Raw genomic sequence first — 22161 nt, forward strand, 5'->3', positions numbered from 1 at the left:
ACGAAATGAAAAAATACGTCCTGAGTCCTACCGATTTCAGGCCCAATTCCTTATGCAAGCAGTGGAAGAAAAAATAAATTTGGGCAATAAAAATCCCATGAAAACAAAGTTGCTCAATTGAATCCAACTTCGTTTAATCCATTTCAAAAAATTCAATAAATTAAATTACTCCATCTCCTTTCGAAGGATAAACTTTGCCTTTACCAATTGATTTTTTACCGTATTTTTCGAAATCATCAAAAGGTCTGCTATTTCGTTGTAAGACTTTTTCTCAAAATAGTTCATCTCCAATATCTGCCTTCTTTTGGGGGATAGGTTTCTGATAATTTGCTCCATTTTGGTTAACTGCTCCTCCTTTACTTGAGCGCAATCATCTTCTTGCTGATGAACCCTGTCCCAAAACTGTTCTTTCAAAGTTTTGTTTTTGTTTAAGGCCTTGAGGTAGTCAAAAATTTCATTTTTTACAGAAGTAAAAACATAAGAATTAAAATTTAATTCCGGTTTGATATTTTTTCTCCTTTTAAGAATTTTCATGAATACCTCATGGTAGATATTCTCAGCTTCCTGTTCATCCTTAATTATGGAAACACTGAAGCGAATTACAGGTACTCTGTAATATTGGTAAATTTTTTCAAAGGCTTTTCTATCACCATTTCGAAAACCATCCATTACTTTTTTGTCAGGCTGTTCCATATTCCAAGTATTTATGTTTTGGTAAAGTATTTAGAGACCAAATAGAATATTCAAATCCTATTTGGCCATCTAATTATTCATGAATATCAAGGAATAAATTGGTAATTTCTGCGCAAATCACGTATTTAAATCTTCATTTTGCGAAAAATGAGAAATCGCTAATAATTGTAAATGAATGGTTTATGATTTTATTTATAAAAATTTAATGAATTGATTACAAAATTTGTCTAAATATTACCCCAAAATTAAAATTGTGTTATATTATTATACATTAAGTTTTTATTTTATTTTTTCATTGTATCACGGAATTATTAAATCGAAGAATTTACGATTTCCAAAACCCTGCAAGAGGGTTAAAGTTTTGAAAATCACACATTATATAGAATAAAATTCTTTTTCACCACTTCGAAACTAGCCCAACCGTATAAAACGTAAGCATAACTTAAGAAAATCAAAATAAATTATATTTTTTATTTTGATTCCCGCAACTCCCATACTTTTGGAGCCACCACTATGGACCTACTGCTTTTACCTGTATTATCAAAAACCTTTAATTTTACTTCTTCATTTATTTCTATAGGTCCTGTATAGGTATTTGATGCAATAGTAGGTTCTGTCCCATCTGTGGTATACCGAATTTCCAAGCCTGGGAAATTTACGTTAGCATGCAGTTTACCATCCACAACTTTTGCCCCGGGAGGAGCCACACGGTAATTTAAGCCTCCATTCCACCATTTCAGTTTTGGAAAAGCTGTTTGCCCAACTCTATTGGCGAATTCATTCCAGCCCTTGGTGATTTTTTGATCCATTTTCTTCAAGTCAGATTCTTTTTCCCAATCTCTTTCAGCCGCCCATGCACTCTCTGCAAAACCAAGCATCTTAGGAAACATGTAATACTCTGCCATTTCAGGACCTTTTACCGTTTCTGTCCACAATTGTGCTTCCAGACCGATAATATTGTTTTTCGCAGCAGGGTCAATCCTAACCATGTCTTTAAAATCTTTTTCCCTATCAATAACTTCCCCCATACTGGTTTTATAAGTAGTCTTGAACCAATCATACGGAGCAAAGGCCCAAGCATTCTTGGTATTGACAAACCCTGCCCAGTATAAGCCCGGTTCTTCAGGATCATTGCTATAGGCCAGATCAAAATAAAAATTGGACACATTACATAAAACTACTTCATAGCCCATATTGGCTAATTGATATCCCAGATCCGGATAATCAAACATATTGTTCCATATATAAGGCACAACGTTTTTGCCCGCAAAATCCGGATTGGGTTTATAAACACCAGATTCATCTTTTAACAGTACCATCTCCTCCCACACATGCATTTCCAAGTCCCTATCCGCCAACTTATCCAAGAGGGTACTAAAAAAGTAAGTTTGGAGATTTTTGGATCACTGATTTCGGGCAAACTTTCTAAAAGCTTCTTGGCTTGAGGAGAAGCCGTCCATGCTCCTTCAGCCACTTCATCTCCTCCTGAATGCATTTTCCTTAGTTCCAATCCGGCATCCTCATACATTTTTGCCAACTCGTCTACTACTTTAAGGTAAAAATCATAAGTTGAGGCACTAGCTACATTGACCACATTGTCTTTGAATGATTGCGCAGACATGTATTCAGATTGATCTTCAGGATCTACTAAACGATATGCTTCTGCCTCTTCTTTTTACCCTCCTCCATTAATCTTAAATATCTTTTTTCCATAGACTTGATCGCTGCTCGTGCATGCCCTGGAAAGTTGAGTACTGGAATCACGGTTATATGTCGCGCTTTAGCATATTCAAGAATATCCACAAATTCTTCTCTAGTATAAAATCCACTCCCATTTTTTCCTTCTTCATAAGCAAATGGACCTGATCCATAACCCGGGTGAACCACAGGGTCATCCATGCTTTGAGTATGTTCTCTTTGTGCGCCTACTTCTGTCAATTCCGGCAAGCCGGGGATTTCAACCCTCCACCCTTCATCTTCAGTAGTATAAAAAAGAAAATGATTTAACTTATAATGAGACATGATGTCCAATGTCTTCTTTATGGTTTCTTTGCTTTGAAAATTTCTCGCTACGTCCATATGTAAACTTCTGAAACCAAATCTTGGTGCATCAGCAATACTTATATAAGGTAAAGTCAATGGCAATTTTTGATTTAAGTAAGCTTCATTTCCCAAAAGAGCCAATAAACTTTGCAATCCATAAAATACTCCAGCAGGATCGCTCCCTGAAATGGTAACTCCTGTTTGGTCAATTAACAATTGATAAGCTTCTTCACTTTTCCCGTTGACTTGGATATCTTCAAGCTTTAAAGCAATCCCGGCATGAATACCACTTACCTCTTCTATTGAAAATTTTTCTCCTGTCAGTTCACTTAATTTGTCCATTAAGTATTCAGCTTCATTGGATAGCCCTTTTTCAAAACCAATTGTAATGGTTTCTTCGATAATAAAATCACCCTCTCCTTTTTTCACTTGGAAGGGAGTAGGAATAATGGGCATTAAATCTTCATTTTCCAATTTTACCAACTGGGAATTGCTATCATATTGACTCTCTGCTGAATAAGGGGATTCTTTATCCATAGTCCCTCTCAAACGCTGCTGATCCTCCACAAACGGCTTAACTTCTACATTATTTACAGCAACAATTTCTTCAGACTCCCCATCTTCTTCATAAAAAACAAAATACATACCCATAGGAGCATCTGTTTCTTTGATCACGCCTTCAATCCCCACATAAGGAATTTCTATCCGTTCTCCGGGGGCCAAAGAAAAACCTTTGATAGGAGTAATTTTATACCAATCTCCATTGATATGAGTGATGTCAGCATTTTCAGTAGAGACTATACCTCTTGGTGACATGCTAAAAAATAATGCCCAGTCTTTTTCGCCAAGCAAATGATTGCTTTGATTTTCTATTCCAAAAACAGCCTCGAACTGTCCTACTTCTGCTGTGAAGTTGGTTTTTAATTCCCAATCGATATAAATATTATCCACCGTTTCATTCCAATTCGGAGATGTTTGGCAGGCAAAAAACCCATTTATTAAAATTAAAATGGTAAAGATCTGAGTGATTTTATTCATAATTAAAATGTTTAAGTAGCCTTATTATTACACCTTATGGTATTAAATTGACTATTAAATAAAAAAAATATATTGTATGAAGCCTACAATTACAAGATTGATATCTCTGGATGCGCTCCGGGGATTTACCATAGCTGCCATGATTCTAGTGAATTACCCGGGATCATGGAGTCATGTATATCCACCCTTATTGCATGCAGAATGGCATGGAATGACAATGACAGATTTCATTTTTCCATTCTTCATTTTCATGGTAGGTGTGTCTGTGGCTTTCGCTTATTCTAAGAGACTTGATGAAGGCGTTCCCAAAGCCGGTATGTATAAAAAAATTATTATTCGTGCGATAAAGCTTTTCGTTTTAGGTATTTTTCTTAATCTCATTCCCGATTTCGATTTTTCCCACATGCGCATCGCAGGGGTTTTACAAAGAATTTCAATTGTCTTTTTGGCAAGTTCATTTCTATTTTTAAATGTAGGCTGGAAAAAGCAAGCCTACTTAGGTGGAGGTATACTTGTATTTTACTGGCTGTGTATGACATTGATTCCAACCCCAGATGAGGGAGTAGTGTTGTTAGAACCCGGTAGAAACCTTGCTGCATGGATCGACCGCATGTTTTTGCCTGGTAAAATGTGGGAAGGGACCTGGGATCCGGAAGGATTTTTCACAACTCTTCCTGCTATAGTAACAGGTATTCTAGGACTTTTAGCCGGAAGAATCCTATTGTCAAATTTTAACGAAAACTTGAAATCAAATTACCTTATGTCTATAGGGCTTGTACTTGTACTGATCGGTTTACTTTGGGCTCAAGTTTTCCCTATAAACAAGCACCTTTGGACCAGTTCTTTTACGTTGATTACCGGTGGAGCAGGATTTCTCGGTTTGGGGGCAAGCTATTTCTTGGTAGATATTCTTGGTAAAAAGAAAGGTACCTCTGTTGGGATCATTTTCGGTGCCAATGCTATTTCTGTTTACGTTTTGGCTGATGTTTTGTCCTTGGTGTTTTATGGATTTGAAATTGGAGGTCAATCACTAAACGCCCACTTTTTGGACCTGTTCACAGGTATCGGGCTTCCTGTAAACCTGGTAAGTATGCTTTATGCAATTTTGTTTGTTATGATTAATTTCATCCCTGCTTACATCCTTTACAAGAAAAAAATATTTATAAAACTCTGATTCAATGATTACCCGTAACCTTTGTTTTTATTGTCGCCTATTTTTCTTCTTTAGTTTACCGCTAACCGTTTGTAGCCAAACAGGCAGCATCCACGAACCTGTGCGCTATATAGGAGGAAACAGCATAGATCCCGACCTTCACGAAGGAAGATTAAGGTATGCTATTGGTGTTGACAGCAGACAAACGTTACGGGTGAACAGAACCCATCCCCAAATGGCAGATGACCATGGATGGACTTATAACCACGCCTCTAACTTGGCTTATTGGAAAGGTACATTTTATCAACAATACCTAAGCAATCCGGTAGATGAGCACATTGCGCCCGGCCAAACCCTAATGATTACTTCCAAAGATGGCAGGAAATGGTCAAAGCCGGAAGTTATTTTCCCACCCTATGTTCCGCCTGCAGGTGTCAAAATTCCTGAAGGGTATGATGGCTATATGATGCATCAAAGGATGGGTTTCTATGTAAGTAAAAGCAATAAATTACTTACCCTTGCTTTTTATGGACATACAGAAGATCCTTTTGAAAAGGGAGGTATCGGAAGAGTGGTGAGAGAGGTAAAAGAAGATGGTAGTTATGGACCTATTTATTTTATTCGATACAATAGCCATACCCAGTGGAATGAAACCAACACCTCTTACCCATTTTATAAAACATCCAAGGACAAGGCTTTTGTTGCCGCTTGTGAAGAGTTATTGGCCAATACCCTGATCACCCTACAATGGAGAGATGAAGACAATGGTTTGGATGGCTTTTATACAGGTAAACGTGGCGGAGAAGCATTTTCTTACTATTCAAGAAAAGATGGGGCAATAGTAGGTTTTTGGAAAAGATCCGCAACTGCTTTGTCTACTGATGGGGGAAAACACTTTTCCACCCCTGTTAAGGCCGAAACCCTCACCATGGCAGGTGGTAAAATATGGGCGCAGCAAACTGAAGACAATCGCTATGCTTTGATTTATAACCCCATAAAAATTGATGAATACAGGTACCCGCTTATCGTAGTTAGCTCTGATGACGGAATTATTTTTGATGACATGGTTTTGGTTCAAGGCGAAGTTCCTCCCCGAAGATTTTATGGTAGATGGAAAGATTTTGGTCCATGTTATGTCAGAGGTATCGTGGAAGGTAATGGAAACCCTCCGGGTGAAGATATGTGGCTTACCTACAGTATGAACAAGGAAGACATGTGGGTAAGTAAAGTGCCCATACCAATCAGGTATGCTGTAAATGGCCCTGTGAAAGAAGACTTTAACCAACTATCGGAAAATGGAGCCATTCCAAACTGGAACATTTATTCTCCTCGATGGGCTCCGGTAAACGTTGTAAAGTCTCCCGTAAACTCAGGTATGGCCTTGCAACTTTCGGATGAGGACCCTTATGATTATGCCAGGGCCATTAGGGTATTTGAAAACAGCCAAAATATTGAAATCGGCTGGGATTTTATGGTCCCTGAAATCAACAAAGGCTTAATGGAGATGGAGATCACTGACCAATTTGGCAATCGACCAATCCGTTTAAAACTTACAGAATTGGGAGATTTGATATATCACGATGGACATAAGGAAGTGAATCTAGGCCAATTCGGCTATAACAAATGGCATAGCCTAAAATTAGACCTACATGCAGGCATTAATGGGTTTTATGACTTGTATTGGAATGATAATGTAGTAGCAAAAAAGTTACCGCTAACAGTTGCTGTAAAATCAGTAGAAAGAATTTCTTTTAGGACAGGTGCCTATAGGGATCTTCCCAATAGAAAAACTCCCAACGAAGACCCTGAGCCTCCATTACCGGGATCTGATACAAAAGTGGCTTTGGGCATATTTTATATAGACAATGTATTTGCTTTCCCAAAAAGGTAAGGAACACAAAATGCCTATCCCATTGGCTTTAATGGAAGTGGATAAGTATGCAAAGTTCTGACTATAGACCTCCTCTGGTACCAATCATTGTAGACAAATTCTACTTGATCAAAATACTGTGTCCCAAAATTGAAATTTTTATAGGCATCAATTAAGGCAAATACCTTTTCTTTTTCTTCAATGGGTTTTGTAAACCTGACCAAAGTACTATGGGCAGCAACCAATTTATAACGCTTGTCTAAAGATTGTTCTACATTTGAAGTAGCAAAAGATTTCCTCAAATTTTGTCTTAAATTCATTAAATTTTCATCAAGAGGAAACCCTTTGACCATCAAACAAGATGGGGAGGCAAATACTCCCTCAAATCTAATTTCAAACTTACAGATGCCTTTCAAGGAATTTTTATCAATTGATCATAAGTGCTCAAATCCAGGTTATCCAAAGAAAAGCCTTCATAACAGGATATAATGGGCATTATGGTCAGGTGGAGGTCTGTAGGTGGATAAAAATATTGATTCGGAAAAAGGGACTTACCTTCGAAAATAAATTGATTTAAGGCCTCTATTAACCTAGGATTAGGTCGTAGCAAAAGGGTTAGTCCTCTTCTATGGTCCTTTGGGTTATTCAATTCCTTATCTATGGAAAACCCCTCCTTCCTGACGATGGAAAGAGCTGATTCATGCAGGGTGGCATAATGGTTTATAAGCCCCATTATTCTGAATCGTATTTTCTGAAAATCAATTGCAGCAATTCCATCACCTCATCGGAATGAATGTCCCAGTTTAGACTTTTTACAAAACTATGATTCAGCAAATCAATGGCCTCATAAAAGCTTTCGGTTTCATCCAATTCAATAATAGCTTGTTCCATTAAATCAGGATTGCCTTGAAATAATCTTTTCGTAAACATGATGCGCTGATTGATTCCCATCCCCTCTTTAAGTTGCGCAATACTACCTTTCATGTAAGGGTTTTCCTCTGTATCAAACTTGGCCCAAACTATTGCCGGGTCTATGGTTTCTATACCTTCTTTCTCAGATGAATCATTCCCTTGTATTTCTTCTTTTGTTTCTTCTTCAATGATATAATGGGAAAAAACTACTTTTTCTTCTTCAATCACCTCAGGTTCCACCTGTGCTACAATAGTCTCCGGCACCTCAGTAACCAAACGTTTAAAATCCAGTGGCAGTATTTCTTGGAAAGGGTCAAGTAAAACCACAGGTTGCATGGACTCATCTACTTCCTTTTCAAAACCCTCATAAAGCTTTTGTTTCCAAAAAGATTGCCCGGATCAGCAGCCAAATCATCCGCTGCTGACTCCCAAGCTGCACGATGCCATTTGATATACTTCTTTAACTCTTTTATCTGAGAGGCAGGATCTTTGGTCAATTCTTCTAAGGTTCGTTCCATAAATGAAACAGGCTCAATGGCCAAATGAAGGGTTTTAGCAACAGCCTTGGTCAATAAGGGCTCAAAATCTGATTTTTCAATACTTATTGCCCGTGAAAGTACATTCATAAAAGAGGCCAAAGCTTCCTTGACCATACTGTCACTGTAATCAAAATAAGGGTTTTGGGTAAAGGAGTCCACTTGTTTTTGCCAATCCTCAAAAAGCTCCCTAATTACCATTAGGTTTAGTTGGGTAGAAGCGCTTAATTCTATAATCTCTTGCCCACTGATTCTTTTTTTATTGGTAAAATGATTGTCACAGATTCTCTTTGAAAAATCTTTTGAATAACTGTCAATATAATCCTGATCTAAAGTCATTTGTTTTGCCATGTTACTTGTTTTTCCCCTATTTCACTAGGGTAAAGTTATGTAATTTATTCTTTAAATAAAGTAGCAGGATAAAATGTGAAGGTCAAAAATAAAAGCAACCATTTACATGTAATTCAATGCCGCCAAGTCTCTTTCCTACCTCATTCATAACCAACGCCTTAATAGATTTAATTACCATTTTTATTTTAGAGACCATCCAATCAACTTGAGCTTAATTTGTGCTTATGCTTCTTCCGGCCTTTTGAACCAATACATTCTAAAGGCCAATAAAATAATCAATCAAAGTTCAGTTGATGAAAAAGCCATTTATTCCACATAATTTTATTAATAAATTTAAATCCATTAATTTCGTATGCTTAAATTTAAGAGGTCTTAACCAATCTATAAATTAAGCATCTTTTGAAGTATTGATTTTTTACCTTATCCAGAAATTATGTTTATTGAGCCATCGCTAGGGAAAACCGGGAAATCCGGACCAAAAGGACAGCTGGAAGTAATCTGTGGCTCAATGTTTTCCGGTAAAACTGAGGAATTGATTAGAAGGCTAAACAGGGCCTTAATAGCCAAACAAAGAGTGGAAATATTCAAACCTGCCATTGACAAAAGGTATGATGAAAACAATGTAGTTTCACACAATGAAAACATAATCCGTTCTACTCCCGTCCAATTCGCAGATGACATTTTACTACTTGCAGGAAATTGTGATGTAGTGGGTATTGACGAAGTTCAGTTTTTGATGCGCAAATAATACCGGTGGTGGAACAATTGGCAAAGAATGGCATTAGGGTTATTGTTGCCGGCTTAGACATGGATTTTGAGGGCAAGCCCTTTGAACCTATGCCACAATTATTGGCTATCGCAGAATACGTAACCAAGGTGCATGCGATTTGCATGAAATGTGGGGACCTTGCATCTTATAGTTTCAGACTTTCCGGAGATAAGTCCAAAGTAATGTTGGGTGAAAAAGAGAGCTATGAAGCCCGCTGTCGAAAGTGTTTTTATAACCTGTAAATTGGCGGCAGATGCTAAAAAAAACTATAGGAATTGTAATCGGTTACACCAAATACAGGGAAACATCGATTATTACTAAGATATTCACCCGAGAGTTGGGCTTGAAATCCTATGTTGTAAATGGAGTGAGGTCAAGCAAATCCGCTTCAAAGGTTGCCTTATTTCAGCCGCTAACATTGGTTGATATGGTCGTTTATGACAAAGAGAATGCAAATATTCAGAGAATTTCGGAAATAAAATCAGATCTAAGCTTTCAGCGAATTCCTTTTGATTTCATTCGATCGGGAATCAGTATGTTTATGGCAGAAGTACTAGGGAAAGTCGTCTTTGACAACTATCAAAATGAGTTACTTTTTGATCATCTAAGGGTTAAGATTTTGTCCCTTGATGCAGCGGATTACCAACCTGGGCTTTTTGCTCTCTACTTTTTAATAAGCACCTCACGATATTTAGGTTTTGAACCTGAGGATGCGGCCGACTTTTTCTTACAATTGCCTGTTGATCAAACAGGGAGTAATTATAAAATTAAATTGCAGTTTTTAAACCAACTTTTAGTAGAGGAACCGCAGGTTGCCCCCAGGTACCGGGAAATATTAAAAGGCAACTTTTAGATGACTGGATCTTATTTTATAAAATTCACATTGATGGGTTTGGGGAAATAAAATCGCTTCAGGTGCTAAGGACCCTACTCTCCTAAGCCGAAAGGGATATATTTATTGAATTTGAATGTTTCGAGTATAACTTGAGAATATACCATCTAGTTCTTTTCCACTTTTCGCATCCCTCAAACTAACTTTTACCTGATGTGTTCCTTTTGAGAGGTTTTTAATTTTAACACTTGCAACTTCCTTCAAGGTAAAAGCAGAATCATCTACAACAACATGAACTTCCACCCCATCCGTTTCAGGCCCTCCTCCTAAATATAAAAAGTCTACCACTACCGGTTCATCGGATGGATAAATCTGTGCTTCATTGGGAAGGTGAAGAATTAAATAAGGTGTATCATCCTCCGGAAATGGCTTAGAACCTCCAACAGTAAAATCACGGGCAGAAAAATTTCCGTATTCCTTTAAAGCATAACCCTCCTCATTAAGTAAATAGGCTACAGCACGGTATGTTCCTTGATTTAGGTCCAATTGAAAATTTGGCTGGTCATAGGCTTGAGACGTTCCCCCATTCAGAGAAAGCATCAAAGGATTTTGCCGACCCAAACCGTGGTTTCTAATATTAAAAGAAAAAGCCACTTTACCTATTTTAAAATCTTCATTGCCAAAAGGATTGTATATGTCAAGCATTGCATCCGGATTCATTTTAGGTTGGAATTTCTCAAAAATCGGAAGCACCGAAGGTTGTTCTTTTTCAGGCAATTGATCTTCATTTTGCTGTACAGATGATCCTTCGGTATTGTTGGTTGATGAATCACATGCTACCATCAGCCCTGAAGCAATAGCTGCACCTAGAAGTTTATACCAATAATTCATATTTGATTGTTTATAAAAGGCAAACGAGCTTGGTACCTTTTCTATTTTAATATATTGGAAATTACTATGAAGAAACCTTACTTTTGATTCCGAGCTTTACCTCGGGAACAGAAACCATGGTTATTTTACAAATAAATTCCATTTGAGTTTCTATTAAAGAATCAAAAATCAAAGGTATTTATTTTTAACAATAAAAAAATTACCTTGCATTAAACTTAAAAATCAAATGAGCGATATTTTATTTGAAGAAGTTCCTTGCTTAGACTTGGCCGATTTTATCTCCGGTAATAAGAGTAAAAAAGCAGCATTTGTTAGCAAACTGGGAGAAGCCTATGAAAACATTGGTTTTGTATCAATAAAAAATCATGGACTTGACCAAGCCATGCAAGATGAATTGTATGCGGCCATCCAAAACTTTTTCTCACTTCCTGATGAAAAAAAATCCAAGTATGAAAAGCCTGAGATAGGCTTTCAAAGAGGATATACAGGAAAAGGAAAAGAACATGCCAAAGGAAGAAATACGGGCGACCTAAAAGAATTTTATCATGTTGGTCAGCCACTTGACCAAATATCAAATGATGACCCTGTAAAAGAAGAATATGTCGCCAATATTTGGCCTAAAGAAATTCCCGAATACAAGGATATTTCAATTAAGGTTTTCCAAACCCTTGAAGCCGCAGGAAAGATTATGCTTCAAGCTATCGCATTGAACTTAGGTCTAAAGGAAAACTATTTTGATAGTAAAATAGAAAATGGCAATTCTATCCTTCGCTCCATCCACTATTTTCCGATCACAGATCCCGATGCTGTGCCCGAGGATGCTGTAAGAGCTGCAGAACATGGGGACATCAACCTAATCACTTTACTGATGGGAGCCAGTGCTGATGGCCTTCAAGTGCTAAGAAGAGATGGTAAATGGATCCCAATTACTGCCTTACCGGATCAGCTGGTGGTAAATGTAGGAGACATGTTGGAAAGATTGACCAATAAAAAGCTCAAGTCAACCATCCACAGGGTGGTCAACCCACCACGCGAACTGATGAATACAAGTAGGTATTCCATTCCGTTTTTTACATCCAAGATCAGAAATGGATCTTAGTTGCCTAGACTCTTGTGTGGATCAAGACCATCCAAAAGCATTTGAAGACTGCACCGCTGGTGAGTTTTTAGATGAAAGACTAAAAGAATTAGGCCTGAAAAATAAGACTTACTTATGACCACCATCAGGAAGGTAAGGTATTATATATATCTAAAAGATGTGCTCATACTTTCTCTGACAGCTTTTGGTGGGCCGCAGGTATTTTTGGCCATGGTCATCGATATAATGGTTAAAAAAGGAGGTATATCACCGAAAAGGATCTGCTGGAACTGAATGCACTCTGCCTAGTCTTGCCCGGTCCTACCTCCACTCAGACTGTATCAGCCATAGGTTTTAGAGTGGGAGGCCCAAACCTTGCCTACCTTTCTTTATTGGTATGGATACTTCCTGGCACCCTACTTATGATAAGTACGGCATTTTTAATAGAATACCTGCAGTCCCATACCAAAGGTGAATTAAGTTTTGCCAAATTTATTCAGCCCATGGCCATAGGCTATATAATTTATGCTTCCCAAATCACCATAAAAAAAATGATCCACTCAGTGGAAGCTGCAATTTTAATGATGATTTCAGCCTTTATCGCTTTCTTTTATAATTCTCCCTTTATTTTTCCCATCATGTTGGTCATTGGAGGCTTAATCACTACCCATAATTACAATAAACAACCTGTGATTGAAGAAAAATCTGAAATTAAAATCTCTTGGGACAATTTTATTGTTTGGGCAACGGTATTGATTGTAGCGGCTGTACTGGGGCATTATACAAGAATTTTACCCATTAGACTATTTGAAAACTTCTATAGAAATGGTTCCCTTATATTTGGAGGAGGGCAGGTTTTGGTCCCCTATTTATACACTGAGTTTGTTGAGTTTAAAAACTACCTGAGCTCTGAAGAATTCCTAACAGGCTATGCAATATCCCAAAGTATCCCTGGACCAACTTTTAGTATTAGCTCGTATATTGGAGCATTGTCCATGAGAGAATGGGGAGCAGCGGGAATGATTACAGGTGGCTTGGTAGCCGCTGCAGGAATTTTCCTCCCCGGAACTTTTCTAATCTTCTTTGTGATTCGATTTTGGGATGGTTTAAAAAATACCGTCCAGTTAGGGCAGCTTTAGAAGGCATCAATGCGGTGAGTTGCGGCATGTTGATCGCTGCAGCTTACCTTCTATTCGAGCCCATGGAAAACAATTTCATTAATATAATTATTATTATCGGCACCTATATTCTTTTGAGATATAGTAAAATCCCCTCTCCTTTGATCATCGTTCTGGGTGTAGGAATAGGCTTAATTTACCAATGGATCTTAAATAGCATCTAGACTCAACTAAAAATCCTTGATTCCCTTTTGCTTGTAAAGATTTCATTCAGCTATGGTTCTGCCGGCCGATATGAATAATACTTAAGGAATAATACAATATAAACCGCAATACCAAGGGGAATAAACCCACTGAAGGCTAACAAACTCTCATGGTAATATGACAATACATGCCAAGAACGCCATGTGGAAAATCCTTGGAAAAACAAGATCAACTCGGAACCTATAAAGCCAATAAAAAAGGAATAACTACCCATTTAAATTGCTTATTATAGGTAACTAAGGCTTGATTTTTGAAGAAAGAATACAATAAATAAGCAGAAAATAAGCCCAACATATTCAGGTGGATAAAACCAATAATTGTTGTGCGTAAGGAAACAGCAAGATCAGCAATATCCGGAAAAATTAGCAAAACTTGAGCAACTACCCTAATCACCCCTACAATAAAGGCCAGCAATAAAAAAGAGTGGGCCGCAGGAAGCCTGGTTAGATTAAACCTAAAATCTTTTCTTAATGAAAGAAGCGCCCCCAAAGCCAATAACTGTAACCCCACTCCTATAAAATTAACACCAAAAGTCCAATTCCATCTGTAAGCCCAAAATAAAATCAAACCAAAAGTAAGGACTTGACTGAGGCACATTAGGAAATAAAAGCTTTGAAAACCAAATGGTGAAAATTTAGGCTTAAAATCATTTATTATCAAGGCCAAAACTCCGAACAAAAGCCAACCATTGAATTGAAAGTGAAGGTAAAACTGAATGGCTACCTGATAGAGAACTCCTCCCCCACCTCCATTTGCCATGATCACAGCTACAGCCCAAACTCCACAAGTAGAAATCAAAAGGAAGAGCAATGCTGTTCTTAATAAAAGGGTTATTTGAATGCTTTCCTTTCGATGGTCTTTCCATACCCGATATACAAATACATAACTCAAAACTATGTGAAGTGAGGAAAAAATATTGAAAATCCTGCATAACCCTGCAGTGGAAAAGAGAGCATCATTCCAACCACTGAAAATTGTGTCAACCAAAATAGCCGGGTATAAATAGCTTTTGAAGCTTTCTCTTTATCCAAAAAGCGTCCATGAATTAAAACAAATAAACCCAGATATAGCCAACCCAATAGTGCCAAATGGGAATGTCCATGCAGCATGTTTTTGTATTCCATCCAATATAAATCCCATACAAATGCAGCCCGGAGCAATAAACCCATTAAAGCAGCAATAAAAAAGTTAATCAATGAAATTAGCAGCCAAGATTTTCTCATTTACCCCTTGATTTTATTCTATGAGTTCGGGAAAAGTGTTCGTATCGCATCCCTAATTCCCAAGCTATTCTATAAAACAAAGCTACCCATATTTTAGGATAATTTTATCTTTTATTAGATTGTAAATGCAGCATTGAGGATAAAAAAGAAACATCTGTACACCTATTACCCTATATAAATCACCTATTTACATTCGCTTAAAACTTTTCATCTTAGAAAAACCGAATACTAAATAATCATTCATAATAGTTATTGAAAATAAAATTTATTTGTTTACATTTGTAGAACAAATTTCAAACATGTAGAATGAAGTTGTCTAAATCTGAAGAAAAGTTAATGGAGCTGATTTGGTCTAACCAGCCCATTTTCATGAAGGAGCTATTGGAGATTATCCCGGTACCGAAACCTGCTCCTAGCACGGTTGCAACGCTATTGAAGCGTATGCAACAAAAAGGATATGTTGGATTCAAGATGTTTGGTAATTCTAGACAGTACTATGCCCTTGTAGAAAAGCCGGAATATTTTTCAGGACAGGTAAAAACCATCATAAAAGATTTTTTCTCTAATTCACCCCTTCAATTTGCCTCTTTTTTTACCAAGAAGGCAGATTTAACTACAGAAGAGTTGGAGGAATTGAAAGGACTTGTAGAAATGGAGATTAAACGTAGAAAAGAATGATGCTTGGGCACTATTGCTTCTACTTCCCTCCGCCATGGCCGTACCATTTATTAGCCTACCCTTATAATTTTAACAGGAAAGCGCTGTTAATCTTAGCTATCCTGTATTGATTCACAGCAGTACCACTCATGCGATAGAAGCGACGCGGACACCTCATACTATCCCTACAGAATTTTGGTATTTTTTAGACTATGTATTCATTACCAGCCTCTTATTTGCTAAAAAAATTAATACATTAATCAAGTTAATGAGATAGACAAAAGAAGGATCTGAAAAAACCAAAATGATCATTGCACATGAACTTATCCAAAACACTCAAAAGTACCCTATTGATTTGGTAATGATTGAATCGTAAACATTTTAATAAAATTAAGCAAACACTAAAAATGAATTCGCCTAAAATTAACCCAATGGGCTAATATTTCTGTTTTGGTAATAGGCTATTTTCAACTGAAACATTTCAGCCATTTTAGAAGCTCTCCACATTGCTTCATTTGCTTTTTCTCCAAAAAATTCTCTCGAAGGGTCTCCTGAAACAACATCAACCAACGTTCAAAATGATTCTGATCTATAGGTAGATTGGCATGGGGTGGAAAAGGGCTTCCATAATAGGTATGTTCACTCAGCAATACTGTTTGCCAAAATTGATACATTTTTTCTAAATGCTTGTCCCAATTGCCTTTTATTTTTTCTTCAAAAATAGGCCCGATTAACGGATCCATTCTAACTTTTTCGTAAAACAGGTCCACTAATTCTTTTATTTGGGTTAAGGATTTTAAATCCCCTTTTTCTTTCTCCAATTTACAATCCTATTAAATTTATACCCCAATAGTAGTCAAAGTAGCTTTTCCTTCATTCACTTCCTTTGCCAATTCTCTTATGGTTTTCTCTGAGAGCAATTTAACTAAATTTTCTCTAATTATTTTATAATCATCATGAATCGGACAAGGGTGATTTTCATTGCAATGTTTCAATCCTAATCCGCAGCCTCTAAAAAGTTTATCACCATCAATCGCTTCAACTACAGCAAGTAATTTCATATTCTCTTGCTCCTTGCTAATATAAAACCCTCCATTTGGACCTTTTGTAGAACTTATTAAATTTTGTTTTGCTAGTGATTGCAAAATCTTAGCAGTAAAAAATTCCGGAGTATCAATCTCCTTACAAATATCCTTGACACCTAGTTTGACTCCATCTGCACTTTTAGACCAAATGTAAATCACTGCCTTAATGCCATATTCACAAGCTTTTGAAAACATAATATTTGATTATTTAACCCAAAATTTATCCTCCCAATCCTCTGTGACAGGCTTGTGAAAAGCTGCTACTTTTCCTTCCAATTCTTCCAATTCTTTATTTAGCAATTCTACTTGCATATACTGAAAAAGCTTTCTTTCTTCGAAACGGATGTGAGCTTCTACCATATGACAAAATTCATCCAACTTGGTCAATAACTCATCCTCTTTGAATTTACTTAACTCTTTATAAGCTTTCTGTATATTCCGGTGTTGGCTTTCTACTTCTTTCCTTAATAAATCGTTTTTTGCCATATAGGTAAAAATAACCGACTCCTCCAGTGAAATGTGAGGCTCCATATGATTGGAGAAAAAATACTTTACATAATTTAGAAGTCGCTCCGGTACGATACTTTTTTCTCGTCCTTGCCGGACCTTCCAAACCAACAGCAGCCCAAAATGGTGATCTCTAGAAACAGGTACAAAAGCAGGATGTCTCCTTAATGGTTTTCCCATACAAGGTTAACTTTACAAATAGAGCCCGAAAAGCCCATATTTAATGAAACAAATCAAAGGTAAGCAGTTTAATGCCATTTAGAGGATAAAACAATCTTTTATTCACCACTCCCTTATTTGTACATTCACTTTCTAAAATAACTACCCTATAATTAAAATCTACCCTTAGTGCAATAGCCGGTGATTTTGATTACCAATAAATTAGATTGTATGAACATATTGGGGAAGTAAGCTTAGTAAATGAACCTAAACTTGATATTAATAAGTTCCAATTCGTTCAAAATAGTACAATTCAAATCACCCTTTGTCCACAGAACTACTAATTATTTTTCTAAGAAATTAAGCAAAGGAGAAATAAAACCATCGAAATTTTCAATATGAGGCAAATGACCGATGTTAGAAAGTTCAACCAACTCCGCATTTGGTATCCGATCCTTTGTAATTCCTCCTAATTGATCATATAACCCCATGGTTTTTCTTACTTCATCCGACACCAAATTTTTTCCCAGTGCAGTTCTATCTCGGGTTCCGATAATCAATAATGTTGGAGCAGAGATATTTTGGAATTCATAGACCACGGGCTGGGTAAATATCATATCATAGGTCAGCGCAGAATTCCAAGCAATTGTTTCATAGGAAGAATTTAATGTCCATCCAGCCAATAGGTTAACCCACTGATCGTATTCAGGTTTCCACTTATTGTCATAATAATTTTCAAGCTGATATTTTTTTATTCCTTTGTAACTCTTTTTCAATTCATTTTGGTACCACCATTCCACAGGCCTATAAGGAACCTTAAGTTTCCAATCTTCAAGCCCAATAGGATTTTCTAAAATTAGTTTCTCAGTGAACTCGGGATACATCAAAGCGAACCTACTCGCCAACATCCCACCCATAGAATGGCCTAAAATGGCTGTTTCCTTTATATTTAATGAATCTAATATGGCCTTGGTATTTCGTGCAAGTTGTTGAAAGGTATAATGAAAATTGGCCGGCTTAGAAGACTTCCCAAAACCTATTTGATCTGGAACGATCACTCTATACCCCTCCTTTGTCAGGGCTTCAATCGTTGTTTCCCAATAAGCGCCATTGAAATTTTTACCATGAAACAAAACAATATTTTTCCCATTGTAATCGTCAGGTTTCACATCCATAAAAGCCATTTTTAGTTCTTGTTTTTGAATGTGTAAAGGCAAATAAGAAACGGGATAAGGGTAGTCATAATTGGCAAGTTCAATATCCAACCACTGCAAATCATTTTGCTGTGCCGAGCTGACTTGGTAACTGCCTAATACTATAATTAAAATCGTTAGTAACTTCTTCATTTTTCTAATATTTTTGCCGGAATGGAATCTCCTAGCTTCTATCCTTTTTTTGATTGGGTTATGTATAAATAAGGCTTATCATACCATCTAAACCATTCTTTTATTCTTACTTCACTTAAGCCAACGGGTTTACTCTAGAAATGTTCCCACCTACTTTTCCATTAAGCTCCACAAATTCCTTTCCAAAATTCAACCCGAAATAGACCTTTTCATGAATCGTAATAACCTGAGTTCGATTCAAATACTAGCCGGTGAGCAAGAAAGGTGTTTTTAAATCTATTGGAATTTAAATGAACCCAACGGGCAAGAGATTAAGGCCGATCTATTTAAATAAGATTATTACCTTCATAAAACTCCAATTCATCACTTTCAATGCTGTTTAAATAAAAGTCAGCTAGTGGAGCATTTTTAGCCACACCTCCATTTGTAAAAGCCATAACCTTCATGCCGGCATTTTTTGCTGCTAACATCCCCGAATAGGAATCTTCAATTACTAAACATGCTTCTGGTTCAGTCCCTAATTTTTTAGCAGCACTTAAATAAATTGCAGGATCCGGCTTACCTTTAATTTCTGAGTCAGCAGAAAGGATAACATCAAATAAATGTAAAGCATCTAATTTTTTCAATACGACAGGAATAATCCTTTCCGGGGAATTGGTTGCCAAACCAATTTTATAATTTTTATCCTTTAACTTCTCAACAAAGGATTTCACTCCCTTAATCAGGCAGTCTTCAGTCTCTATTAACGCAATAACCCTTGAAACAACCAACTGTTCGACAACCTCTAAAGAAAGGTCGTCCCAAGGAAATCTTTCAAACCAAAACCGGGTAACTTCAAGTGTAGTCATGGCTTTGGTCTGGTTTGTAAGTTCATCTGAAACCACAACACCCAATGAAGTAAACACCTCAAATTCAGCTTGCTTCCAGTAGCTCTCTGAATCGACCAATACTCCATCCATGTCAAAAATAATAGCCTTACTATTGTTCATTATCATCAAGTTTACGCCTGTTTAATCCAATGAAATTACATTTATAAAAGTGATCTATCAACTGTATCAAACATAAGAAAATGTTCTTGCATTTGATGTCGTTCTATTTCCGCTAGAATCAATCACAGTAAACACTACTGAATAAACATCTACTTGTTTAGCAGTAAAACTTTCCGATAATATAAGTTCCAAATCATTATCTGTTAGATTTTCAAAAACCTTATCCAATACAATATCACCTTTACTATTTGAAATAGTGACTTGTATCGACTCTACCTTTACATCGTCCATCCCTTTGGCTTCAAGTAGTACAGGTTCACCTTCAGGCCAGGCTCCTCCCCACTCAGCAACGTAAGTCTGATTTATTGCAGGACTTCTAATGTCGATAACCGGATCGTTAATGTCCAATTTCCCTTCTTCCTCTGTAATGCATCCAAAACATGCTAAACAGAATAATAAACAAAAACCTAAAATTGCTTTCTCAGAAATCATGTACTTTTAAATGTAAATATTGTTATAAAAAGGTTCTTTTTGGATTAATGTAATAAGGGATTTTTGAATTTCTCTATCCAATGAATGTATTACAAGTCCTAGCAAAGATAAACTCAATAAACCACATGGAATAGTCAAATTACAATGAATTCCGGGTTGAATGTATGAAAGTTGAATGTATGAACTAAAAGCTGCAGACAACTACCCGGGAAAAGTAGATAGTGATTTTGGTAGATCACTTTTTTTAACAAAACACTAAAGTTTAGTTAACTTCAAAAACTTACTGATTAGGGCTTCACAAATCCTACTAAAAAATGCCCCTTTTAAATTTTTTCAAACCTAAAAGGGGCTGTAGTGCAAAAAATTTCGAATCGAAAAACTCAGGCAAGCTGTAAATTTAGTTTCATTTCAGCCAATTGGGCCTTTACTCTTTCCAAGACCAAGGAATTTTCCTTAGACCAACTGTCTTTAAATTCTTGGTAATAGGCAATGCCTTCAGATAAATTCTTCTTGAATTTATTTATATAAACCTCTACTTTCTTTCCATTTTCAGGCAAGGCATTTTCTATATCAGCCTTGAGGTGCTTTATATAGAGTTGCAGTTCTTTAACAAACACGTGAGGTCGTTCCGGGTCTAAACTTAAACTTACCTTTCCGTAAATATGATCCACCATTTCTTTCAAGCTGAATATACCTTTAAAATAGGCCAAATTCGGTCCCGGGCAAATTGTTACCGCATTGAGATTTCTACGAGGTGTTTCGCCTACACTCAACAAAGCCGGAGCACCCAATCCTTCACACAAGCAATCCTTTTCCAACACCTCGTTTAGTTCCGCATTAGAAATCTCTCCTGCGTCTCTTTGTTTAATTTTAAGGTTTTGATATTGTCTTGAGGCTGTGCAGATAGGCTTGTCAGTAAACTCAACATTTGAAGAAAGCAGTTTTTTATAGCAAGGGCTTCCGGGTCTTCCTTTGGCAATTCTCTCCTTTCTTTGTGCTTCCGCAGTGCTTGTCCTCAAGTTGTTGAATGGAACCCCCAAAGGAGATGCTCTACTCAAATAAAAATCAGATATTTTTGCTTTAAGCAGCTTTTCAAAAGTGCCCTCATCAACACTGGTAGCTTCAGGCACAAGCAAAAATGGACTCCCCCAGCCTGTGCCATCCAACTCATATTTCTCCAGCAACATTCGGTTTTCATCTGAATTACCAATCCCTCCTTGGTAGGTGATTCTGGGTTTAACACTTGAGGTCAACAATGGCCTGTTCTTTTTATCAAGGGCCGTTTGGCAGATTGTAAACACCTCATTTCGAAGGTTTTCCCTATTCGATTTAAATTGATCAAGGATAGGTCCTGCAAGGAATCCATCAGTCGCAAAGGCGTGTCCACCACAGTTTAAACCTGATTCAATCCGGTATTCGTCTACCCACAATCCCTTTTTTGCAAGGAATTTTCCCTGAACAAGGGCTGAACGATAATCGGAAACTTTTAAAATAATTGGCTTTTTGATGTGTCCATTTTCATCAGGGAAGAAGTCTTCAAACTGCTCCGCATAACCATATAAAGCAGGGTTCATGCCAGCAGAAAAACCACTCCACCTCTTACATTACTTTCTGCAAAACCTTTTAAAGCCAACAAAGCATCGGAATACTCCCTAGGTAAAACCTTACCCTCTTTGTCATAATTGAGCTTGTCCACCTTGGTCATTATATTGACATCAATACTACCCGGCTCAATCGCCTCCCTAAGCACTTGTTGAAGATTAAGTCTTTCATCACCTGTAGCAAGCTTCATATTTAAATAAAGACTGCTCAAGGGATGATCAGTAGGCAATAAATCAAAGTATTTGTCTATTTCCTGCCCCTCTCCAAAGTTTTGGCTTTTTAACTCCACTATCTGCTGATCTACAGTTCTTTGCAAGAAATTCAGGTAAGCCTTGATCCGTTTTGCCCTGGAGTCATGGTCTTTTTCAGAAATTGGTTCAAACTGAGTATCACGTAAGTAATGGCAACGCATATCCTCCAGCAACTGATCATCCATAATTGAAACGACAGATGAAATGCCAAAACGTGCTACTTTTAAAGGGGTATCTACAGTAAAGCCCAAACCCATTACAGGGATATGGAAATTATGAATCTGAGGCATATTGATAAATTT

The 22161-nt window shown here is 37.0% G+C and carries 23 protein-coding genes and 3 pseudogenes; 7 read left to right on the forward strand and 19 right to left on the reverse strand.

Translation table 11 applies throughout. From position 1 onward, the window contains the following. Window positions 1-165: 165 nt before the first annotated feature. From WG932_RS11140 to WG932_RS11155, 4 genes are all read right to left on the reverse strand, one after another. Window positions 166-693, reverse strand: a complete 528-nt coding sequence (locus WG932_RS11140) for an RNA polymerase sigma factor (RefSeq protein ID WP_014018261.1) — start codon at window positions 691-693, stop codon at window positions 166-168. Between the two features lie 470 nt (window positions 694-1163). After that, on the reverse strand, window positions 1164-2060 hold the full coding sequence (locus WG932_RS11145) for a chitobiase/beta-hexosaminidase C-terminal domain-containing protein (protein WP_483087982.1): 897 nt from the start codon (window positions 2058-2060) through the stop codon (window positions 1164-1166). Continuing rightward, window positions 2000-2314, reverse strand: coding sequence for a family 20 glycosylhydrolase (locus WG932_RS11150; RefSeq protein WP_483087983.1), 315 nt, complete (start codon window positions 2312-2314; stop codon window positions 2000-2002). Before WG932_RS11150 ends, WG932_RS11145 begins: the two co-directional genes overlap by 61 nt. A 26-nt stretch (window positions 2315-2340) precedes the next feature. After that, window positions 2341-3774, reverse strand: a complete 1434-nt coding sequence (locus WG932_RS11155; RefSeq protein ID WP_483087984.1) for a family 20 glycosylhydrolase — start codon at window positions 3772-3774, stop codon at window positions 2341-2343. 76 nt (window positions 3775-3850) lie between these two features. On the opposite strand from WG932_RS11155, the gene WG932_RS11160 reads away from it, so the two are divergent. Both WG932_RS11160 and WG932_RS11165 read left to right on the forward strand, forming a co-directional pair. Further along, window positions 3851-4948, forward strand: coding sequence for an acyltransferase family protein (locus WG932_RS11160; RefSeq protein WP_014018263.1), 1098 nt, complete (start codon window positions 3851-3853; stop codon window positions 4946-4948). Window positions 4949-4952: 4 nt separating this feature from the next. Then, entirely contained in the window at window positions 4953-6818 is a 1866-nt protein-coding gene (locus WG932_RS11165; protein ID WP_483087985.1) for a hypothetical protein, read from the forward strand. Window positions 6819-6832: 14 nt separating this feature from the next. Here the strand turns inward: WG932_RS11165 and WG932_RS11170 are convergent, their stop codons facing one another. Genes WG932_RS11170 through WG932_RS11185 form a run of 4 tightly spaced genes read right to left on the reverse strand, consistent with a single transcriptional unit; the run spans window position 6833 to window position 8596 of the window. After that, window positions 6833-7213 (reverse strand): 2'-5' RNA ligase family protein, encoded by a 381-nt coding sequence (locus WG932_RS11170; protein ID WP_483087986.1) that lies wholly within the window; start codon window positions 7211-7213, stop codon window positions 6833-6835. Further along, on the reverse strand, window positions 7210-7530 hold the full coding sequence (locus WG932_RS11175; RefSeq protein WP_483087987.1) for a hypothetical protein: 321 nt from the start codon (window positions 7528-7530) through the stop codon (window positions 7210-7212). Before WG932_RS11175 ends, WG932_RS11170 begins: the two co-directional genes overlap by 4 nt. After that, on the reverse strand, window positions 7530-8045 hold the full coding sequence (locus WG932_RS11180; RefSeq protein WP_483087988.1) for a hypothetical protein: 516 nt from the start codon (window positions 8043-8045) through the stop codon (window positions 7530-7532). Before WG932_RS11180 ends, WG932_RS11175 begins: the two co-directional genes overlap by 1 nt. A gap of 8 nt (window positions 8046-8053) precedes the next feature. Continuing rightward, window positions 8054-8596 (reverse strand): hypothetical protein, encoded by a 543-nt coding sequence (locus WG932_RS11185; RefSeq protein ID WP_483087989.1) that lies wholly within the window; start codon window positions 8594-8596, stop codon window positions 8054-8056. Window positions 8597-9029: 433 nt separating this feature from the next. Between WG932_RS11185 and WG932_RS11190 the strand changes: the two are divergent. Both WG932_RS11190 and recO read left to right on the forward strand, forming a co-directional pair. After that, window positions 9030-9607, forward strand: a pseudogene (locus WG932_RS11190) (thymidine kinase). An 11-nt stretch (window positions 9608-9618) separates the two neighbouring features. After that, window positions 9619-10218 (forward strand): DNA repair protein RecO, encoded by a 600-nt coding sequence (gene recO / locus WG932_RS11195; protein WP_483087990.1) that lies wholly within the window; start codon window positions 9619-9621, stop codon window positions 10216-10218. A gap of 102 nt (window positions 10219-10320) precedes the next feature. Here recO and WG932_RS11200 read toward each other — a convergent pair whose 3' ends face one another. Next, complete coding sequence (locus WG932_RS11200) at window positions 10321-11088, reverse strand: hypothetical protein (RefSeq protein WP_339677884.1); 768 nt, start codon at window positions 11086-11088, stop codon at window positions 10321-10323. A 226-nt stretch (window positions 11089-11314) separates the two neighbouring features. Between WG932_RS11200 and WG932_RS11205 the strand changes: the two are divergent. Further along, window positions 11315-12305, forward strand: a pseudogene (locus WG932_RS11205) (isopenicillin N synthase family dioxygenase). Next, a pseudogene (gene chrA / locus WG932_RS11210) lies at window positions 12302-13508 on the forward strand (chromate efflux transporter). Before WG932_RS11205 ends, chrA begins: the two co-directional pseudogenes overlap by 4 nt. 220 nt (window positions 13509-13728) lie before the next feature. Here the strand turns inward: chrA and WG932_RS11215 are convergent. Both WG932_RS11215 and WG932_RS11220 read right to left on the reverse strand, forming a co-directional pair. Further along, the gene (locus WG932_RS11215) at window positions 13729-14439 is read right to left on the reverse strand and encodes a hypothetical protein (protein WP_483087991.1); all 711 of its coding nucleotides are present in this window, start codon (window positions 14437-14439) and stop codon (window positions 13729-13731) included. 2 nt (window positions 14440-14441) lie between these two features. Then, the gene (locus tag WG932_RS11220; RefSeq protein WP_483087992.1) at window positions 14442-14771 is read right to left on the reverse strand and encodes a hypothetical protein; all 330 of its coding nucleotides are present in this window, start codon (window positions 14769-14771) and stop codon (window positions 14442-14444) included. A 306-nt stretch (window positions 14772-15077) separates the two neighbouring features. On the opposite strand from WG932_RS11220, the gene WG932_RS11225 reads away from it, so the two are divergent. Then, the gene (locus WG932_RS11225; RefSeq protein WP_483087993.1) at window positions 15078-15449 is read left to right on the forward strand and encodes a BlaI/MecI/CopY family transcriptional regulator; all 372 of its coding nucleotides are present in this window, start codon (window positions 15078-15080) and stop codon (window positions 15447-15449) included. Window positions 15450-15895: 446 nt separating this feature from the next. On the opposite strand, the gene WG932_RS11230 is transcribed toward WG932_RS11225, so the two are convergent. The 8 genes from WG932_RS11230 to WG932_RS11265 all read right to left on the reverse strand — a co-directional run bounded on the left by WG932_RS11230 (window position 15896) and on the right by WG932_RS11265 (window position 22149). Continuing rightward, a complete protein-coding gene (locus WG932_RS11230) occupies window positions 15896-16249 on the reverse strand; it encodes a group III truncated hemoglobin (RefSeq protein ID WP_483087994.1) in 354 nt (117 codons plus the stop codon). 18 nt (window positions 16250-16267) lie between these two features. After that, complete coding sequence (locus WG932_RS11235) at window positions 16268-16708, reverse strand: RrF2 family transcriptional regulator (RefSeq protein ID WP_483087995.1); 441 nt, start codon at window positions 16706-16708, stop codon at window positions 16268-16270. A gap of 9 nt (window positions 16709-16717) precedes the next feature. Continuing rightward, window positions 16718-17200, reverse strand: coding sequence for a hemerythrin domain-containing protein (locus tag WG932_RS11240; protein WP_483087996.1), 483 nt, complete (start codon window positions 17198-17200; stop codon window positions 16718-16720). Between the two features lie 323 nt (window positions 17201-17523). Continuing rightward, window positions 17524-18525: an alpha/beta fold hydrolase gene (locus WG932_RS11245; RefSeq protein WP_483087997.1), complete on the reverse strand. Its 1002-nt coding sequence runs from the start codon at window positions 18523-18525 to the stop codon at window positions 17524-17526. A 326-nt stretch (window positions 18526-18851) separates the two neighbouring features. Next, complete coding sequence (hxpB, locus tag WG932_RS11250) at window positions 18852-19514, reverse strand: hexitol phosphatase HxpB (protein WP_483087998.1); 663 nt, start codon at window positions 19512-19514, stop codon at window positions 18852-18854. A 66-nt stretch (window positions 19515-19580) separates the two neighbouring features. Then, a complete protein-coding gene (locus WG932_RS11255; protein ID WP_483087999.1) occupies window positions 19581-20006 on the reverse strand; it encodes a hypothetical protein in 426 nt (141 codons plus the stop codon). A 380-nt stretch (window positions 20007-20386) separates the two neighbouring features. Next, window positions 20387-21580: a hypothetical protein gene (locus WG932_RS11260; RefSeq protein WP_483088000.1), complete on the reverse strand. Its 1194-nt coding sequence runs from the start codon at window positions 21578-21580 to the stop codon at window positions 20387-20389. Then, window positions 21577-22149: a hypothetical protein gene (locus WG932_RS11265; protein WP_483088001.1), complete on the reverse strand. Its 573-nt coding sequence runs from the start codon at window positions 22147-22149 to the stop codon at window positions 21577-21579. The genes WG932_RS11260 and WG932_RS11265 overlap by 4 nt, the downstream gene beginning before the upstream one ends. Between the last annotated feature and the right edge of the window lie 12 nt (window positions 22150-22161).

The sequence above is a fragment of the Cyclobacterium sp. SOCE241 genome, from assembly GCF_056867545.1.

Coding starts and splice junctions, on each gene's coding strand:
- WG932_RS11140 (WP_014018261.1), bottom strand. CDS start 693: ATGGAACAGCCTGACAAAAAAGTAATGGATGGTTTTCGAAATGGTGAT.
- WG932_RS11150 (WP_483087983.1), bottom strand. CDS start 2,314: ATGTCTGCGCAATCATTCAAAGACAATGTGGTCAATGTAGCTAGTGCC.
- WG932_RS11155 (WP_483087984.1), bottom strand. CDS start 3,774: ATGAATAAAATCACTCAGATCTTTACCATTTTAATTTTAATAAATGGG.
- WG932_RS11160 (WP_014018263.1), top strand. CDS start 3,851: ATGAAGCCTACAATTACAAGATTGATATCTCTGGATGCGCTCCGGGGA.
- WG932_RS11165 (WP_483087985.1), top strand. CDS start 4,953: ATGATTACCCGTAACCTTTGTTTTTATTGTCGCCTATTTTTCTTCTTT.
- WG932_RS11175 (WP_483087987.1), bottom strand. CDS start 7,530: ATGGGGCTTATAAACCATTATGCCACCCTGCATGAATCAGCTCTTTCC.
- WG932_RS11180 (WP_483087988.1), bottom strand. CDS start 8,045: ATGCAACCTGTGGTTTTACTTGACCCTTTCCAAGAAATACTGCCACTG.
- WG932_RS11185 (WP_483087989.1), bottom strand. CDS start 8,596: ATGGCAAAACAAATGACTTTAGATCAGGATTATATTGACAGTTATTCA.
- recO (WP_483087990.1), top strand. CDS start 9,619: ATGCTAAAAAAAACTATAGGAATTGTAATCGGTTACACCAAATACAGG.
- WG932_RS11200 (WP_339677884.1), bottom strand. CDS start 11,088: ATGAATTATTGGTATAAACTTCTAGGTGCAGCTATTGCTTCAGGGCTG.
- WG932_RS11220 (WP_483087992.1), bottom strand. CDS start 14,771: ATGAGAAAATCTTGGCTGCTAATTTCATTGATTAACTTTTTTATTGCT.
- WG932_RS11225 (WP_483087993.1), top strand. CDS start 15,078: ATGAAGTTGTCTAAATCTGAAGAAAAGTTAATGGAGCTGATTTGGTCT.
- WG932_RS11235 (WP_483087995.1), bottom strand. CDS start 16,708: ATGTTTTCAAAAGCTTGTGAATATGGCATTAAGGCAGTGATTTACATT.
- WG932_RS11240 (WP_483087996.1), bottom strand. CDS start 17,200: ATGGGAAAACCATTAAGGAGACATCCTGCTTTTGTACCTGTTTCTAGA.
- WG932_RS11245 (WP_483087997.1), bottom strand. CDS start 18,525: ATGAAGAAGTTACTAACGATTTTAATTATAGTATTAGGCAGTTACCAA.
- hxpB (WP_483087998.1), bottom strand. CDS start 19,514: ATGAACAATAGTAAGGCTATTATTTTTGACATGGATGGAGTATTGGTC.
- WG932_RS11255 (WP_483087999.1), bottom strand. CDS start 20,006: ATGATTTCTGAGAAAGCAATTTTAGGTTTTTGTTTATTATTCTGTTTA.
- WG932_RS11260 (WP_483088000.1), bottom strand. CDS start 21,580: ATGAACCCTGCTTTATATGGTTATGCGGAGCAGTTTGAAGACTTCTTC.
- WG932_RS11265 (WP_483088001.1), bottom strand. CDS start 22,149: ATGCCTCAGATTCATAATTTCCATATCCCTGTAATGGGTTTGGGCTTT.